We start from the raw sequence: 15684 nt of genomic DNA on the forward strand, positions 1-15684 counted from the left end.
TGGGATATGACGTCAATTACAACGCCGTGGATTACGCGGATTCCCGAGCCATCTGCGTCGATGTCTATACCCGGCTGCAGCAGATGGAATTGAGCCTGCTGCGCGCCGCGCAGCAGGCTGCGCAGTGCCAGGACGACGTCAACCTCCAATGCAGCATCGCGGGAGTGGCGGCCCGTGGCTACAATCTTGCGCTGCTCGCGGAGCACCTGCGCAACGGCTACCTGCATGCGACCGAGGCAGTTATCGCCGGGCGGCGCCTGGATGAACGGGTGCGTGCGGCCATCGAGAATTACGAGTCAGCAGAGCAAGTGACGGAGAAAATGCTGCTCGCGGCGAATTGGCTGCATGTCGTGACGAGATTTCTCCAAGAGACATCGGGCAACGGCAACAGGCCACCGACGCAGCAGATGGAAACCATGCTGCAATTGTTGATGCTCGCCAACCCGTGGAATATCTTGCGGCCCGAAGCCGGCATGGATGCACTGGTCACCGAAACCACCAAGCAGCTGGGCGAAGCGATCGGCACCATGGACCCCGACGGCCGGCTGGAACTGACAGGGGAGCAGTCGCCCGAGCAACTGCAGGCCAATGGAAATCTGGACGACTACGCCACCTTGCACCGTTTGCTATACGACGGCGGGGCCGAGGAACAGGGCAAATTCGTCATCGCGCAGCTTGATTCGAAGACCTTTGTTCTGGTGCTGCCGGGAACCCAGGACGGTTTCGGGGGAGCCAATCCCTTCGACTCGATGGGCATCGTCGACGGATTCGGCCGCGATTCGGAAAACTTTGCCGAACCGATTGCCCGGGCTTTGGAATACTCGGGGGCGGGACCCGGTGACGAGGTGATTCTCACCGGCTACTCCCAGGGCGGCATCCATGTTGCCAACCTGTTGAAGAACAAGTTGATGCGCAAGAAATTCACCATGACCCGTGCGCTGACCTTGGGCTCGCCGATTGGCGGCATTCCGGTGCCATCAGAAGTGAGAACCTTGTCGGTGGAAGATTCCAAGGACATGGTTCCCGGAACCGATGGACGGCAGAACCGAACCTCGCCCAGACAAATGACGGTGACCTTTGACGGGCCGCGCAAGGACGTCGAGGACGCCCTGCCCCAAGGTGGCGTTTTCGGGCCTCCGCATTCCCTGCCGAACTACGAAGACCACCTGCGTGAACTTCAACGAAATGCAGCTCCAGACGTGCGCAAGCAATTGGAAGCATTCATGCTGCCTCCCGGTCCGTTGACGTTCCGCCGATTCAAGCTGGAACGGAAATCCCTTCCAAAACAAAAACCGCGCGGCCAGGAGCCGCGCGGCAGTGGGAAACAGCGCAAGCCGCTGGACCACGAGATCGCCCCGCCGCACTAAATGGCGGGACGACGGACGGGTGCTACCGGCGGTCGCTGCTGACGAACAATCCGAGCACCGCGGAGACGATGGAGATGATGATGGTGCCCGCGATCGCGTCCCACCAGAAGTGGTCGATGATCAGCTCCGCCGGGATGAACCGGGTGAGCCAGCCGGTCAGCGCAAGCATCAGCGCATTCACGACGATGGTGAACAACCCCAAGGTCAGGCAGGTGATGGGAAGCGACAGCAGGCTGACGATCGGGCGGACCAGCGCGTTGACCAAACCGAAGATCAGGCCGACCACCAGGTATGACACCACGAGGCCCAAGGTGTCATCGCCAACGGCGTCGATATGGATTCCGGGCACAATCCAGACGGCAACTGCTAGTGCCAGCGCATTTACGATGACTCGAATCAGGAAACTCATGATAAAACCTTCGCACATAAAGCTGGGTCGTAGATGAAAACTAAATCACCTTTCCGCACTTCCGGGGCTACGCTGGGATTTATGACTGAGAATTCTGTGCCCCAAGACCAGGTGCAGCCGCGATCGATCGTTGCCCGCCTGCCCAAGTACGCCGCCGGAAAACCGCCGGTACAGATTCAGGGGCTGAGCTCCTTCAAACTCTCCTCCAACGAGATTCCCTTCGGCCCGCTGCCGCAGGTGCGCCAGGCGGTCCTCGACCAGGATGCGCTGAACCGTTATCCGGACCCGCTGAGCACCAAGCTGCGCGAGGCATTGGCGGACTACCTCGACGTCCCGGCCGATGACATCGTCACCGGCGCGGGCTCGCTCGGTGCGCTGGTCCAGATCCTGAACACCTTCGCCGGGCAGAACGAGGACGGCATCCAGGACGAGGTCATTTTCGCCTGGCGTTCCTTCGAGGCCTATCCGATCCTCGTGCAGACTGCCGGCGCGCTTCCCGTGCCGGTTCCGGTGCTTGCCGACGGGCGGCATGACCTTGAAGCCATGATCGAGGCCATCAACGAGAACACCTCGGTGATCCTGCTGTGCACTCCTAACAACCCGACCGGCCCGATCCTCACGCAGGCCGAGGTTGACGACTTCATTTCCCGGGTGCCGCGCAATGTGCTGATTGTGCTGGACGAGGCCTACATCGAGTTCGTGCGTGATCCGCAGTCCGTGGATGGGGTGAAGACCTACAAGGCCAACCAGAACGTGGTCCTGCTGCGCACCTTCTCCAAGGCCCACGGCCTGGCGAACCTGCGTGTGGGCTACTCGGTGGCCCATCCGGAAATCACCAACAACCTGCGGGTCATCGCAACCCCGTTTGCGGTCTCCTCGGTGGCCCAGGACGCGGCGATCGCCTCGCTGAAGCATATCGATGCGGTGTACGAACGGGTGGATTCACTCGTCGCTGAGCGCGAACGCGTGGTGGCTGCGCTGGTGGAGCAGGGATGGAAGTTCCCGGCCACGCAGGCGAACTTCGTCTGGCTGCCACTGGGCGAGAAGACCACGCAGTTCGTTGAACGTGCTGAAGCCAGGGCATTGTCGGTGCGCGGCTTCGCTCACGAAGGCGTGCGCATCTCGATTGCGGAGCCGGAAGCCAACGACCGCTTCATCGAGCTTTGTGCAGAGTCTCTCGATTTGGCGCAGAGCTGAGCGGCGCTGTTTTCTCGCGTTTTTACAGGCAAACGCTATAGGCTTGGAAATTAGACAAGCCGCTATATGTCCCATGCGGAATGTATTCCGTGTGGGGCATATTTATGACCGGAGGAAGATTTATGACGCCTGCTGCGACCGAGGTCGGGCCGAAGGATCCGGTGCAGATCCTGACCCCCGACGGCCAGCGCCTGCCCCACGAGATCTATGACGCCTATTTGGGCGACGTGGACGAGGACATGCTGCGCGGCTTCTACCGCGACATGGCGTTGACCCGCCGGTTCGACCAGGAGGCGACCGCCCTTCAACGCCAGGGCCAGCTGTGCCTCTGGGTTCCGCTGCGCGGCCAGGAAGCGGCGCAGATCGGTTCGGGACGCGCTACCCGCCCCAGCGACTACATCTTCCCGACCTACCGCGAACACGGCGTCGCGCTGACCCGCAACGTCTCCTTCTCCGAGATGTTGCGTCTGTTCCGCGGCATCTCCGGCGGCGGATGGGACCCGCGGGAAAACAACTTCCACATGTACACCATGGTGCTCGCAGCCCAGCTGCCGCACGCGGCCGGCTACGGCATGGCGCTGAGCATGGAGCAGCGCGGCTGGGACGAGGAAAAGCTCGCCGCCGAGGGCAACGCGGTTCTCGCCTACTTCGGTGATGGCTCGTCCACCGAGGGCGAGACCCACGAGTCGATGGTCTTCGCCAACTCCTTCAACGCCCCGGTGGTCTACTTCTGCCAGAACAACCAGTGGGCCATCTCGGTGCCTTTCGAGGTCCAGTCCAAGGTGCCGCTGGTCGAGCGTGCCGCAGGCTACGGCATGCCTGGCATCCGCGTGGACGGCAACGACGTGCTGGCAGTGCTGGCAGTGACCCGCTGGGCGCTGGAGCACGCCCGCAGCGGCAAGGGCCCGGTGTTCATCGAAGCTGACACCTACCGGCTGGGTGCGCACACCACGGCGGACGACCCCACCAAGTACCGCATGACCGAGGAAGAAGCCGCCTGGGCGCCGCTCGATCCGCTGATCCGCCTGGAGACCTACCTGCGCGAGAACAACATCGTGGACGACGCCTTCTTCGAGCAGCTGGCCAAGGACGCGGACCAGATGGCCGCCACCGTCCGCGAGGACGCCATGGCTTTCCCGGTGCCGCCGCTGGCCAAGTCCTTCGAGCAGGTGTACGCCGAGGCGCACCCGCTGATCCAGGAAGAACTGGCCTGGCACCTGCAGTACGAAGCAGGATTCGCAGATTCGGGAGAGAACGCATGAGCACCATGACACTGGCCAAGGCCATCACCTCCGGCCTGGACAAGGTGCTGGAGTCCAACGACAAGGCGCTGCTGATGGGCGAGGACATCGGCAAGCTCGGCGGCGTGTACCGCGTGACCGACGGACTGCAAGACAAATACGGCGCGCACCGCGTGATCGACTCGCCGCTGGGCGAGGCCGGCATCGTGGGCAGCGCGGTGGGCATGGCCCTGCGCGGCTTCTGCCCGCTGGTGGAGATCCAGTTCGACGGCTTCGTGTTCCCGGCCTACAGCCAGATCACCACGCAGCTTGCCAAGATGCATGCCCGTTCCGAGGGCCGGCTGACCGTCCCGGTGGTCATCCGCATCCCGTACGGCGGCGGCATCGGCTCCATCGAGCACCACTCCGAATCACCCGAAGCCCTGTTCGCGCACACCGCGGGCCTGCGCATCATCACGCCGTCCAACGCGAACGACGCCTACTGGATGATCCAGCAGGCGGCGGCGTGCCAGGACCCGGTGATCTACTTCGAACCCAAGCGCCGCTACTGGCTCAAGGGCGAGGTGGACACCGAGACCCCGGCCCTTGACGCGTTCAAGGCGCAGGTGGTGCGCAGCGGCGACGACGCCACCATCGTGGCCTACGGCCCGCTGGTGCCGGTGGCGCTGGCCGCGGCGGAGGCCGCCCGCGAGGAGGGCCGCTCCATCGAGGTCATCGACCTGCGCTCGCTCTCGCCGATCGACTTCGACACCATCACCGAGTCCGTGCAGAAGACCGGCCGGCTGATTGTCACCCATGAAGCGCCGACCTTCGGCGGGCTGGGCGGGGAGATCGCCGCGCGCATCTCCGAACGCGCCTTCCTGTCCCTGGAGGCCCCGGTGCTGCGCGTGGGCGGATTCCACATGCCGTACCCGATCTCCAAGGTCGAATCGCAGTACCTGCCAGACATCGACAAGCTGCTCGAAGCGCTCGACCGTTCCTTCGCCTACTAGGAGCCGAACATGACCGTCTTTAACCTGCCCGATGTGGGCGAAGGCCTGACCGAAGCCGACATCGCCTCGTGGAAGGTCGCCGTGGGCGACACCGTCGAGGTCAACCAGGTCTTCGTGGAAATCGAAACCGCCAAGTCCCTGGTGGAGCTGCCCAGCCCGTTCGCCGGGGTGGTCACCGCCCTGCACGCCGCCGAGGGCGAGACCGTGCTGGTGGACAACCCGCTGATCACCATCGACCAGGAGGGCAACAAGCCGGCCCCGACCGGCACCCCGGAACCGGCCGAGGCGCTGGCCACCGCGGCGCCCGTGGCCAGCGAGGAGCCCGGCCCGCTGGTGGGCTCGGGCCCGACCGCAGACTCCTCGGTGCGCCGCGAGCGCACCAACCGCCCGGCGCCCTCCGCTCCGCCGGCGGCGGCCCGTCCGGCCGTGCGCGCCTCGGCTATTGCCGACACCATCTCCCGCCGCGCCGCCTCGCTGGGAAGCGCGGTGACCCGCGAGGTCGACCGCGCCAAGCCTGCCATGGCAAGCTTCGTCGACCGCGTGCTCGCCAAGCCGCCGGTCCGCCGCCTGGCCAAGGAGCTGGGCATCGACATCAACGATGTCGTGGGCACCGGAACCCAGGGCGAAATCACCCGCGAGGACGTCAACAGCTACCAAGCCCAGCGCGAGGCCGAGCACGCGGCGGCGCCGACCTACTGGGCCCATGGCCAGCTGGCCGACGCCCGCGTGGACCGCACCGCGGTGCGCGGCGTGCGCAAGGCCACCGCCAAGGCCATGGTGGACTCCGCCTTCACCGCCCCGCACGTGTCGATCTTCGTGGACGTGGATGCAAGCCGCACGATGGAGTACGTGGCCCGCCTGAAGAAGTCCCGCGACTTCGAGGGCATCAAGGTCTCCCCGCTGCTGGTGCTGGCCCGCGCCGTGATCTGGGCCGCGGCCCGCAACCCGAGCGTGAACGCCAGCTGGGTGGAAACCCCGCAGGGCGCCGAGATCCACCAGAAGCGCTTCATGAACCTGGGCATCGCGGCCGCCACCCCGCGCGGCCTGCTGGTACCGAACATCAAGGACGCCCAGAACCTGAACATGAAGGAACTGGCGGTCGCGTTGAACGACCTGGCCACCACCGCCCGTGCCGGCAAGACCTCCCCGGAGGACATGCGCGGCGGCACCCTGTCGATCACCAACATCGGTGCGCTGGGCATCGACACCGGCACCCCGATCATCAACCCGGGAGAGGTCGCGATCGTCGCCTTCGGCACGATCCGCCAGAAGCCGTGGGTTGTGGACGGGGAGGTCGTCCCGCGCTGGATCACCACGCTGGGCGGATCCTTCGACCACCGCGTGGTGGACGGGGACCTGTCGGCCCGCTTCATGGCCGACGTCGCCTCGATCCTGCAGGAACCTGCGATGCTGCTGGACTAGTTCCCGACCCGCAGCCAAGGCCCCTTTGAATCCTCTTGATTCAAAGGGGCCTTGGCAGTTAAGAAAAGCAGCTGTTGATACAATCGTTGGATTATGACTTATCTGCTTTCGACTGCCCGGCGAACCGCGACGGCCCTGCTGGTGCTTCTTCTGCTGGTGCTCGGGGGATTTCTTGCGGCGCCCGCGATGGCGGACGAACAGATTTACGAGCCGATCTACCCGGTGGGCCCCAGCGACGCACCGTCGAAAGGCCAAGACGAAGACAAGGGCAAAGGCACGATCCGCGTCCCGGACCTGGTCGCCGAAGAAGGGGACTTCCACCTGGCGGTCATCGACTCGGTACAGTCCCAGATCGACAACCAGAAAGTCCTGGACGCGGTCCGCGAGACCATGGGCCAGACCAACGCCAACATCGTGGTGGGTGTCGATGCCGCCGACAATGCGATGGAAGGCGGGGCAGCCCAGTTCATCCGTGCCTTGACCCTGTTCGGTCCCACCTCTTACCTGCTCCTGCACGACGACTGGCCAGACAGCACCGACACCAAGGGCTACATCCAAGACGGCTGGATTGTCATTGGCCTGATGCTTCCGGACAAGGATGGCCAAGGCGCTCAGATCGCGATCGACAAGGCTTGGAACGTGACCGGGGACCGTTCGGCGGCCCTGTCCAACAGCGTTGCCGCGTTGCGGCCGATGATGGACAAGGAAGACTACACCCAGGCAGTTATCGAATCGGTGCGCATCACCACCGAGGAATTGAAAGCGCCCAAGAACACCCTCGGCGCGTTGCTGCCGGCCAGTTCAGAGGGCAAGCGGACTGTGCTTTTCGTGGTCCTGGGTGTGCTGGGCGCATCGCTCACCACCTACGTTGTTTTCCGCGGCGTCCGCAAGCGCCAGCGTCAGTCAACCACGGAGCGCAGCGCACGCGCAGCACAGCTGGCCCAGCAGCTGCCGCAACAACTGCGCGACCTTGAATCCTGCAAGCTGCCAGCCCTCAGCGCGGATGCCGGGGGCGTCATCCAGCAGCGCGCCGACCTGCTGGAACGGGCCATCGCACCGCTCGCGAAGGCAGGGCAGGAAGCGGTGCACCGGGTCTCGGCGGCAACTGCAGTCAGCCGCGCGGAACTTGAACGGCTGGAAGTGATCAGCCGGTGCCAGAAAGAACTGGTGTCGGCATGCACCGCGCTCAACGGGCTGCTCGGCAACTCGAATCCAAGCCGCCAGCGCTGGGGCTCGATTATCTCCGCGCACCGGCAGCTGCTGGATGAATGCGCGCAGTTCCTCGACCGCGTGGACGTCGCGCCACTGAAGGCCGCCTCGAGCGTGCGTGCGCATTTGGTGACCGATACGGACGCCCTGGATGAAGCCCAGCAGTGGCTGGATAAGCCGATGTCCGGAAGAGCAGAGCCGGTTGACATGCTGGAACGGCTCTGGGAACTGCGGCTCGCGCTGGCTTCGGATCTGGATCAGCTGCTGGAACAGGCAACGAGAAAGCGGATCAAGGTCCCGCACGAGCTTGCCGTCCACCGCGCCGACCGTCCAGAGGGCGGCACACGGAGGCTTGATGACCTGGCCACCCTGGAACAGGCGTCGCGGCAGGTGCAGCGCTGGATGGATGACCACCCGGGGGACAAGGCATGAGCCGGTTCACGGCCTTCGACTCGAGCGGGCGCAAGCTGCGCCGTCCGCACTCGCTGGCGCTGATCCCGGCAGTGCTCATGGCCTTGGCCACCACAGTGATTGCCGGGATGGGTCTGTCCACCTACGTCGCGTACGGGCAGGAGAACACTCCCCAGCACGAGGTGAAGATCGTGGTGGAAGGCACACACGACTGGAACATCAGCCAGGAAACCGTGGATGCCGCCGCCGGAGGTCCGATCCTCGCGCACCGACCGCTCACCTTGACCGTTACGGATCGATTCCTGACCGGCGACGAGCTGCTGCGCGGCATGGTCCCGGATCATGACATCCTGCTCAGCACCCAGCTGGAGAACCTCGAAACCGACGACCACAAGATCCAGCAGCGTTTCGAAGGCACCGCGGTACGCGCGGACCTGCTGGAGGGACGGGACCGCAAGGCGTACGACGAAACAGATATCCGTTTCGAGATCGACAATGCGTTCCGTGACAATCTGGGTTTGGGCCACGGACCGAAATCCGTTGTGGCCGCCGCCCAGCGCGCGGCAGTGGTGCTCTACGACCCGCCCAACACCAACCCGGTTTTCTGGATCTCGCTGATCGCCCTGGCCGCCACGGCGACCACAGTTTTCCTGCTGATGGCCCTGCGCTACAACCTGCGATGGGAAGCAAAACACCGCCGTCTCGTCGCGGCGCAGCGCAAGCTGGCCCGCGTCGTGCTGGACCTCGAAGCGCTCGAAGCGACCTTCTACGCGGCGCCGGAGACCGAGCGCCCACAGGGCTTCCGGAAATCCTGGCTCCAGCTGCAGAAACTGTCTCTGGACTTGGCCAGGTCCGAAAGTTCGCTGACCGAGCTGGTCTATTCGCCCAAAACCGCCTTCAGGGCGCAAACCGCGCAGCAACTCGCCGAATTCGAGGCGTCCGCCCGCAAGCTGACCAGCTTGTCCGACGCGTTGATGGGCGCAGGCTCCGTGCACGCGCGCCTGGTCGGGACCGGGACGACCTTCGACCGGCTCAGCGCGCCGATCAACGATGCCATGACGACGCTGCTGATCCGCTTGGAGCAGGCACCCGGCCGAATGGTCGCCAACGGCGACATCGAACAGCTGCGTTCGGCCCTCGGACAGCTGCTGGACGCAGCCGCCGGGGATCCGAAGAACCTGCAGGCCGTCGAAAAGTGGCAGCGGGCCGAGCAGCATCTGGTCGAGCTTTTGACCAAGCAGAAAAAGAAGATCTCCCGGTACCCGCACGGCAAGGTCGCCGCACCAGCTGGCGCGCCCCAGGAATACCGGGAGCTGAAAACCTCGCTGGGACTGGACGCCTCGACCGGCAGGGACGGCTACGCGAACGCGGCCTACCTGGATGCGCTGGCGAAATCCATCACCGGTGAAACCCTTGAGTCAGACCGGAAGACGACGGCAAAGCAGCGCACTGAATCGGCCTACCGGCCCAGTGGGCCGCGGCTGGCCGTGATGCTCACCGCCCTGCTGCTGGTCGGCATGATTCCGGCCGGCATCACTGCCGCAAACGTGGTTGAGGACCCGTTACCCGACAGGGAAGGCACCGGCCGCGGTGCGCAGCTGGAGATCGACGACCCCAGCGGAGAGCTGTCCGATACCGAAATCATCCGCTACATGGACACCGATTTCCCGGTGCCGACCAGCATGGTGATCGCCGTCCGCGACGCCGAAGCCTACCTGGACCTGAGGACTGATCCTCCCGGATCTGAATACCGCTCGGCAGAGCCCCTGAGCCTGCTGACGTCCCTGTACCGCATCAAGCAGGAATTTCCAGAACTGCTCGACCCGATGACGAAGGAATTGAAGGACGGCAAAGCCATCATCCCGGTGTTCTCCACGGACGAAGGGACAACCATCGCCCCCGGCCTGATCAGCCCGGAAATCAGCACGGGTCAATACACCCTCGGCGGCACTTCGAACTGGGAGCACGGGAGCATCCACGAAAGCACGTATCCGGATATCACCATCGCCAACGTGGTGGACGACTACGCCGAAGGCATCCAACTTAACGGCTTCGAAGAAGATACCTCGATCAGCTTCGGGGGACTGTTCTGGCTGCTGACCATGTTGTTCTTCTTCACCGTGGTGAACATCGTCCTGGTCATCCGGTTCCTGCTCACCGCCACGTCAAGTCTGAGACGTTTCGGGCGCGGGACCGCCTCGTTGCGCTCGGCCAAGAAGAAATTGGCGCGCCTACTCCTGGGACTGGACGAATCCCAGATCAACGCCGTGGCGGTTCTTGGGTCAAGCGGCAGCAACGGCCGCGCCGACGATGCAGGCCAGAGGCTCTTTGAACGTGCTCTGGCCATGGCGCTGCGGGAAGAACGGGAACTGGACGCCACGCCGTTGAACGAACGACTGCGCCGTGAGTTCAGCGCCCGCGTTGAGCACCTGGACCACCTGGCCGATGTCTTGGCCGAGCGCGACGCAGATGTCGCTCGCCGTGCCCAGAGATTGATCGAGGCCACACGCGGAGCCGGTGGAGATACTCCTGGCGGGGTGAAGTTGCCGGGACTGCACCCGATGAAAGCCTAGCGAGGGATGACAAGTCCGACTGGGCGTGAAAGCTTTGCGGATGCCTCAGTCCTGTCCTCTGGTTTTGGGGCTTGAACCATGAAATTGAGCCGAAAATCGCACGATCCTGCCCATTGCTCCATGCAAAAACCGGGAGGAGAATTACCCACACCCAAGTTCCGATGCGATCTGTCCGAAGGAGCGCGCGCATCATGAACAATCCACTAATCTCATTAGCCGATCTCAGATCGCTGGGTGCTTCCCTCAGCGGAACCCTTGTCACGGCAGCAGACCAAGAGTACGACGATGCCCGCGCCCTGTGGAACGCCATGATCGACCGCCGGCCCGAGCTGATTATCAGGGCCGGAGAGCTCACAGACATTCCGCTCGCCCTTGACTTCGCCCGAAGCCATCACCTGCCGCTCGCCGTTCGCGGGGGCGGGCACAACGTGGCAGGGCACGGCACCGTTGACCGGGGCCTCGTCCTCGACTTGCGTGCTTGCAACAAAATAATGGTCAATCCGTCTCTGCGACAGGTGAGCACCGGCCCGGGAACCCTCCTTGGCGAACTCGACCAAGCCACGAGCGCCCACGGACTTGCCGTTCCCGTCGGGGTGATCTCGCGGACAGGAATCGCAGGACTTTGCCTGGGCGGAGGATTCGGCTGGCTAACCAGAGCCCATGGCCTGACCGTCGACAACCTCATTGCCGCGGAGATGTACACGCCGAGCGGCGAAAAAGTCCGTGCCGATGCCCGGGAAAATCCCGAGCTGCTGTGGGGCCTGCGCGGCGGGGGCGGCAACTTCGGGATCGTGGCCGACTTTACCTTCTCCGCGCATACGCTTCCGGAAACGGTGCTGGCCGGAAACCTGATCTACCGGGCAGCGCATTGGCGTGGAGCATTACATGCACTGCGGGACTGGGCCGCGAACCTGCCTGATGCAATGACGGTCATTGCGACAGCGCTGGTCCCGCCGGAGGAATGGGAACTGAGCACTGACACGATCCTCGCGGTCGGCTTCGTCTGGGCCGATCCGGATCATGCCGCCGGAAGCGCATGCGTGGAGCGGTTTACGGAACTTGCACCGCCGGATGTCCAGGATGTCGCGGCAATCTCCTGGCCTGAATGGCAATCATCCATGGATGACGTCTTTCCCAAGGGCGTACGCGCCTATTGGAAGAACACCGGTTTTGATTCCCTCGACGACGACACCATCGCACTGCTGGTAGACAAGGCCACTCAGCTCACATGGCCGGGCACGGCCTTTGATCTGCATGTCATGGGCGGGGCCATGGGACGGGTAGCGGAGGAAGCCACCGCGTTTCCCGACCGCTCCTCGGCCTTCTGGATCAACATCTATGGATTCTGGAAGGAGCAGGCTCAAGACGCACACCATCGGGAATTCATCCGCGGATTCCATCGGGACATGAGTGCAGTGGCCGAAGGCGGCGAATACCTCAACTTCTCCAGCACCGATGCCCCGACGACCGGCGGCTTCGACGCCTTGGCAGTGTATGGGGAGCAAAAGTATGCTCGGCTGGCGGCACTGAAGCGGCGCTATGATCCGCACAATGAGCTGCGCCTGAACCACAACATCAAGGTCACGGGTTGACCCCAGCCCGTGGCGCATCACGGGAAGCCGGCTCAAGATGCCCCACTATCCGGGCACGGCCCGGGGCGTTGACACGCGCCAGCCGTGCCGGGGGGGTACCAGCGCCTTGAAGGCCGTCGCGGGCAGCGTCTGCCCCGGGTATTTGTTGAAGATGGAAGTCACTAACGGATAAGCAGACTTTGCTCGATCAGAACACGTCCGTGAAAGATGCGAAGAGCACCCGCTGAGCTGGAAGCTATCATAGGTTCAAATACAAAATAACCTTTGACAAGGGTCGAGTCGTTAGGCTCTGCCCGCGCCTAGAGTCAGGATCCACGGATGGAAGATACGCCAAAAGCGGTGCACAGCGAAGCCTACATTCTGGTTCCACACACCGTGGAGGACCTCGATGATTTCGTGGAGAACCCCGACAAGTATCTGGTGGACATGTACGAGGCACCAGAACGCGCTGCCGACATTTGGCGCAATCGGCTCAAGCGAAACCCCTATGGCGGAGAAGGATTGCTCCAGGTGGCCTACTATGGAATCGACCTGATTTCAGCGTCCCTCTGGGATAACGTTGCAAGCCTGTGGATGGATCTGGTCGAAGTCATCGATTCGTTCCTTCAAACGGGCGAGGGCGAAGGACTATTCCCCGGTTCTCCAGTGCCGATTCACTTGCGTTCAAAAGGCCGTTCGACACTGTTCACCGTAGATGAGCAGACGAACGTGGTGGATCCGAAGGATTTCATCCCGGGGATGCTGGATGAAGCCCAGCGCTACTTCGAATGGATTCAGGAGAATATCGGCACTGACGAGTCCGGTGACCTTGGGGCAATCAACGAAGTTCGCGACTTGTTCGTTGAATGGTCTGCTCGTCACTAGACGCCTCGTGCATTAGAAAGCTGCAAGCGGCGCACTCGGCTGGTCCTTGGTTCCAACAACAGCAGTACCGGATCGGTGTGTCATGGCCGGCACCTGCGTCAGTGGTGGTGCTGTTTATCGTGCCCATCAACGGGGAAACCCACCAGCCCTTTGGCTCACGCCGGGCGCTGGTGGGTTTCAATACCGCCATCAAGAAGCTGGGCTATCCCAGCAGCTCAGGCAGTTCGCCCGGCTCCTGTCCCAGCACGTTCTCGGCCAGGAATCCGGTGACCACCTGGTACCAGATCTTCGCGTGCTGCGGGGCGAGCACCCAGTGGTTCTCGTCCGGGAAGTACAAGAAACGGTGGGCGGTGGTACCGTCCGCCTGCTGCGGCAGACCCGAGGAAGACAGCAGCTCGTACCACAGGCGCAGTCCTTCGCCGATCGGCACCCGGTAGTCCTTGTCGCCGTGGATGACCAGCATCGGGGTGACGATCTTGTCCACCGAATGATGCGGCGAATTCGCCTCGATCATCTCCGGGCTCATCTCGCGGGTCCAGTAGAACGAGGCGTCGGTGGTCTTCCCGAAGCCGTCCAGTGCCCAGAGGCTGGCGTGGGTGACGATCGCCTTGAAGCGGTCGGTATGACCTGCCACCCAGTTGGCCATGTAGCCGCCGAAGGATCCGCCCATGGCCGCAGTGCGGGTTTCGTCGATGTCGGCGCGCGCCTCGGCCGCGTCGGTGATCGCCATCAGGTCCGTGTACGGCGCCTGGCCCCAGTTGCCCCAGCCGCGCTGGATGAAGTCCTGGCCGTAGCCGGTGGACAGGGCAGGATCCGGCAGCAGCACCGCGTAGCCCTGCGCGACCAGCAGCCAAGGGTTCCAGCGCCAGCTCCACGCATTCCAGGAGTTCAGCGGTCCGCCGTGGATCCACAGCAGCAACGGAGCCTTGTTCTGGGCGCTGGCGCCTTCGGGCAGCGCCAGCCAGGCGCGGACCGTTGCCCCGTCGACCTCGGTGCTGACCTCTTCCAGGGTGCCCGGCAGCTGCGGACGCGGTGCGGGGGAGGGCAGCTCGGTGACCTGGACGTAATCGCCGGCTTCCAGGTCGCCGATGTGGGTCAGGTCCAGTGCGACCGGCTCGGCAGGGTGCTCATAGCTTGCGCGCAGCGCATAGGCGGCACGGGAATCCGGGCTCACCAGCACGTTGGTGAAGGCGCCGGAGTCGGTGAGCCGGGTGACGCGGTCGTTTTCCAGACGCAGATGGAAGACCGGGCCGTGCCCGTCCTCGTCGGCGACCAGCAGCAGCGACCTGCTGTTGGGGACCCACACGATCTCCGTGGCCCAGCGGTCCCAGCCCACGGCGATCTGGTAGGACTCGCCGCTGGCCAGGTGCATGACGAACAGCTCGCAGGCCGGAGCGGAATCAGGAGTCGAGCGGCGCCAGCGCGCGTAGGCGAGCTTGGCTGAATTCGGGCTGATCTTGCCCATGGCGTATTCGTAGGTCTCGTCCGGGGCCAGCAGCATTTCCCGGGCGCCGGTATGCATGTCGATGCGCATCAGGCCGACGGCCTGGTCGCCGCGACCTTCCGGGACGATCCATTCGGTGATCAGGAAGTCGCCATTGGGCGCGACATCAGAGGCTGCCTCCACGAGGCTGGCGCCGATCCCGGGTGTCAGGTCGGCCAGCTCGCTGTGCTCTTGCCCGGCAGGCAGGCTGCTCGCGTACAGGTGCGGAGTGGCCGGACCCAGATCGTGGTCCCAGAAACGCACCGGGTAGCCGGTGTGCAGGATGGCGGAGACCTTCTTCTCCTTGCGGGCCGCGCGCAGCTTGGCCTCGTGCTCCAAGCCGGTGGCCCGGCTGAGCGCCGAGGAACGCACCAGCACGGTCTTCGGAGACTTGGCGCAGGTGGACAGCGATTCGACCCCCGCCGGATGGGTGATGACCGCGCGGGCCTCGCCGCCAGCGGCGGGCAGCAGCCAGCCTTCGGCCACAGCGTCGTCCTTGGAAGAGCGCTTGGCGGTGAACAGCAGGTCGCCGTCGGCGGTGAAGACGGGGCTCGACTCCCCGTGCTCCGAGTAGGTCAGCCGGCGGGCCGGGTTCTTGCCGGCCGGGTCGATTTCCCACAGCGCGTTGGTGTATTTGGTGGCGTCCTCGCTCAAGGTGCTCAGCGTGGTGACCAGCCGGCGCCCGTCGGGGGAGAGCGCCAAGCCGCTGATCCGCGGCATGGCGACGTAGGAGTCCAATTCCTGAAATGAATGCTTAGAGTGTTTCACCTCACACATCATGCCACTATCTGTGCCCTTTGCACTACTGGAAACCCAGATCATGTCGGAGGCCAACTACCCTTGATCGGCGCGGCCGATGCGCGGGGACGACCGATGGCCCGGGAAGAATCCCGGGCCATCGGTGGTGGAACAGCTGCGAAGCGG

The 15684-nt window shown here is 64.0% G+C and carries 11 protein-coding genes; 9 read left to right on the plus strand and 2 right to left on the minus strand.

Features of this window, described 5'->3' with window-relative positions; all coding sequences use genetic code 11:
* Positions 1–89 precede the first annotated feature (89 nt).
* Positions 90–1367, plus strand: coding sequence for a hypothetical protein (locus tag RF641_RS05895; RefSeq protein WP_424572762.1), 1278 nt, complete (start codon positions 90–92; stop codon positions 1365–1367).
* A 22-nt stretch (positions 1368–1389) separates the two neighbouring features.
* Here the strand turns inward: RF641_RS05895 and RF641_RS05900 are convergent, their stop codons facing one another.
* Positions 1390–1776 (minus strand): phage holin family protein, encoded by a 387-nt coding sequence (locus tag RF641_RS05900; RefSeq protein WP_053798837.1) that lies wholly within the window; start codon positions 1774–1776, stop codon positions 1390–1392.
* An 81-nt stretch (positions 1777–1857) separates the two neighbouring features.
* Here RF641_RS05900 and RF641_RS05905 point away from each other — a divergent pair, with 81 nt between their 5' ends.
* The 8 genes from RF641_RS05905 (at position 1858) to RF641_RS05940 (ending at position 13277) form a co-directional block, all read left to right on the plus strand.
* Positions 1858–2973: a histidinol-phosphate transaminase gene (locus tag RF641_RS05905; protein WP_120991075.1), complete on the plus strand. Its 1116-nt coding sequence runs from the start codon at positions 1858–1860 to the stop codon at positions 2971–2973.
* A 122-nt stretch (positions 2974–3095) separates the two neighbouring features.
* Positions 3096–4235, plus strand: a complete 1140-nt coding sequence (locus tag RF641_RS05910; protein WP_053798836.1) for a thiamine pyrophosphate-dependent dehydrogenase E1 component subunit alpha — start codon at positions 3096–3098, stop codon at positions 4233–4235.
* Positions 4232–5206, plus strand: a complete 975-nt coding sequence (locus RF641_RS05915; protein ID WP_053798835.1) for an alpha-ketoacid dehydrogenase subunit beta — start codon at positions 4232–4234, stop codon at positions 5204–5206. The genes RF641_RS05910 and RF641_RS05915 overlap by 4 nt, the downstream gene beginning before the upstream one ends.
* Before the next feature lie 9 nt (positions 5207–5215).
* Positions 5216–6628 carry a dihydrolipoamide acetyltransferase family protein gene (locus tag RF641_RS05920; protein ID WP_113607027.1) on the plus strand — a complete coding sequence of 471 codons (1413 nt, stop codon included), beginning with the start codon at positions 5216–5218 and terminating at the stop codon, positions 6626–6628.
* Between the two features lie 93 nt (positions 6629–6721).
* Complete coding sequence (locus tag RF641_RS05925) at positions 6722–8269, plus strand: hypothetical protein (protein WP_424572763.1); 1548 nt, start codon at positions 6722–6724, stop codon at positions 8267–8269.
* Positions 8266–10821, plus strand: coding sequence for a DUF5129 domain-containing protein (locus RF641_RS05930; protein ID WP_424572764.1), 2556 nt, complete (start codon positions 8266–8268; stop codon positions 10819–10821). The genes RF641_RS05925 and RF641_RS05930 overlap by 4 nt, the downstream gene beginning before the upstream one ends.
* A gap of 191 nt (positions 10822–11012) precedes the next feature.
* Positions 11013–12413, plus strand: a complete 1401-nt coding sequence (locus RF641_RS05935; protein WP_424572765.1) for an FAD-binding oxidoreductase — start codon at positions 11013–11015, stop codon at positions 12411–12413.
* 318 nt (positions 12414–12731) lie between these two features.
* Entirely contained in the window at positions 12732–13277 is a 546-nt protein-coding gene (locus tag RF641_RS05940; protein ID WP_113607023.1) for a hypothetical protein, read from the plus strand.
* A 202-nt stretch (positions 13278–13479) separates the two neighbouring features.
* On the opposite strand, the gene RF641_RS05945 is transcribed toward RF641_RS05940, so the two are convergent.
* Complete coding sequence (locus tag RF641_RS05945) at positions 13480–15537, minus strand: S9 family peptidase (protein ID WP_424572766.1); 2058 nt, start codon at positions 15535–15537, stop codon at positions 13480–13482.
* Positions 15538–15684 lie beyond the last annotated feature (147 nt).

The organism is Arthrobacter sp. 'calajunan', assembly GCF_046940185.1.
GTDB lineage: Bacteria > Actinomycetota > Actinomycetes > Actinomycetales > Micrococcaceae > Glutamicibacter > Glutamicibacter soli.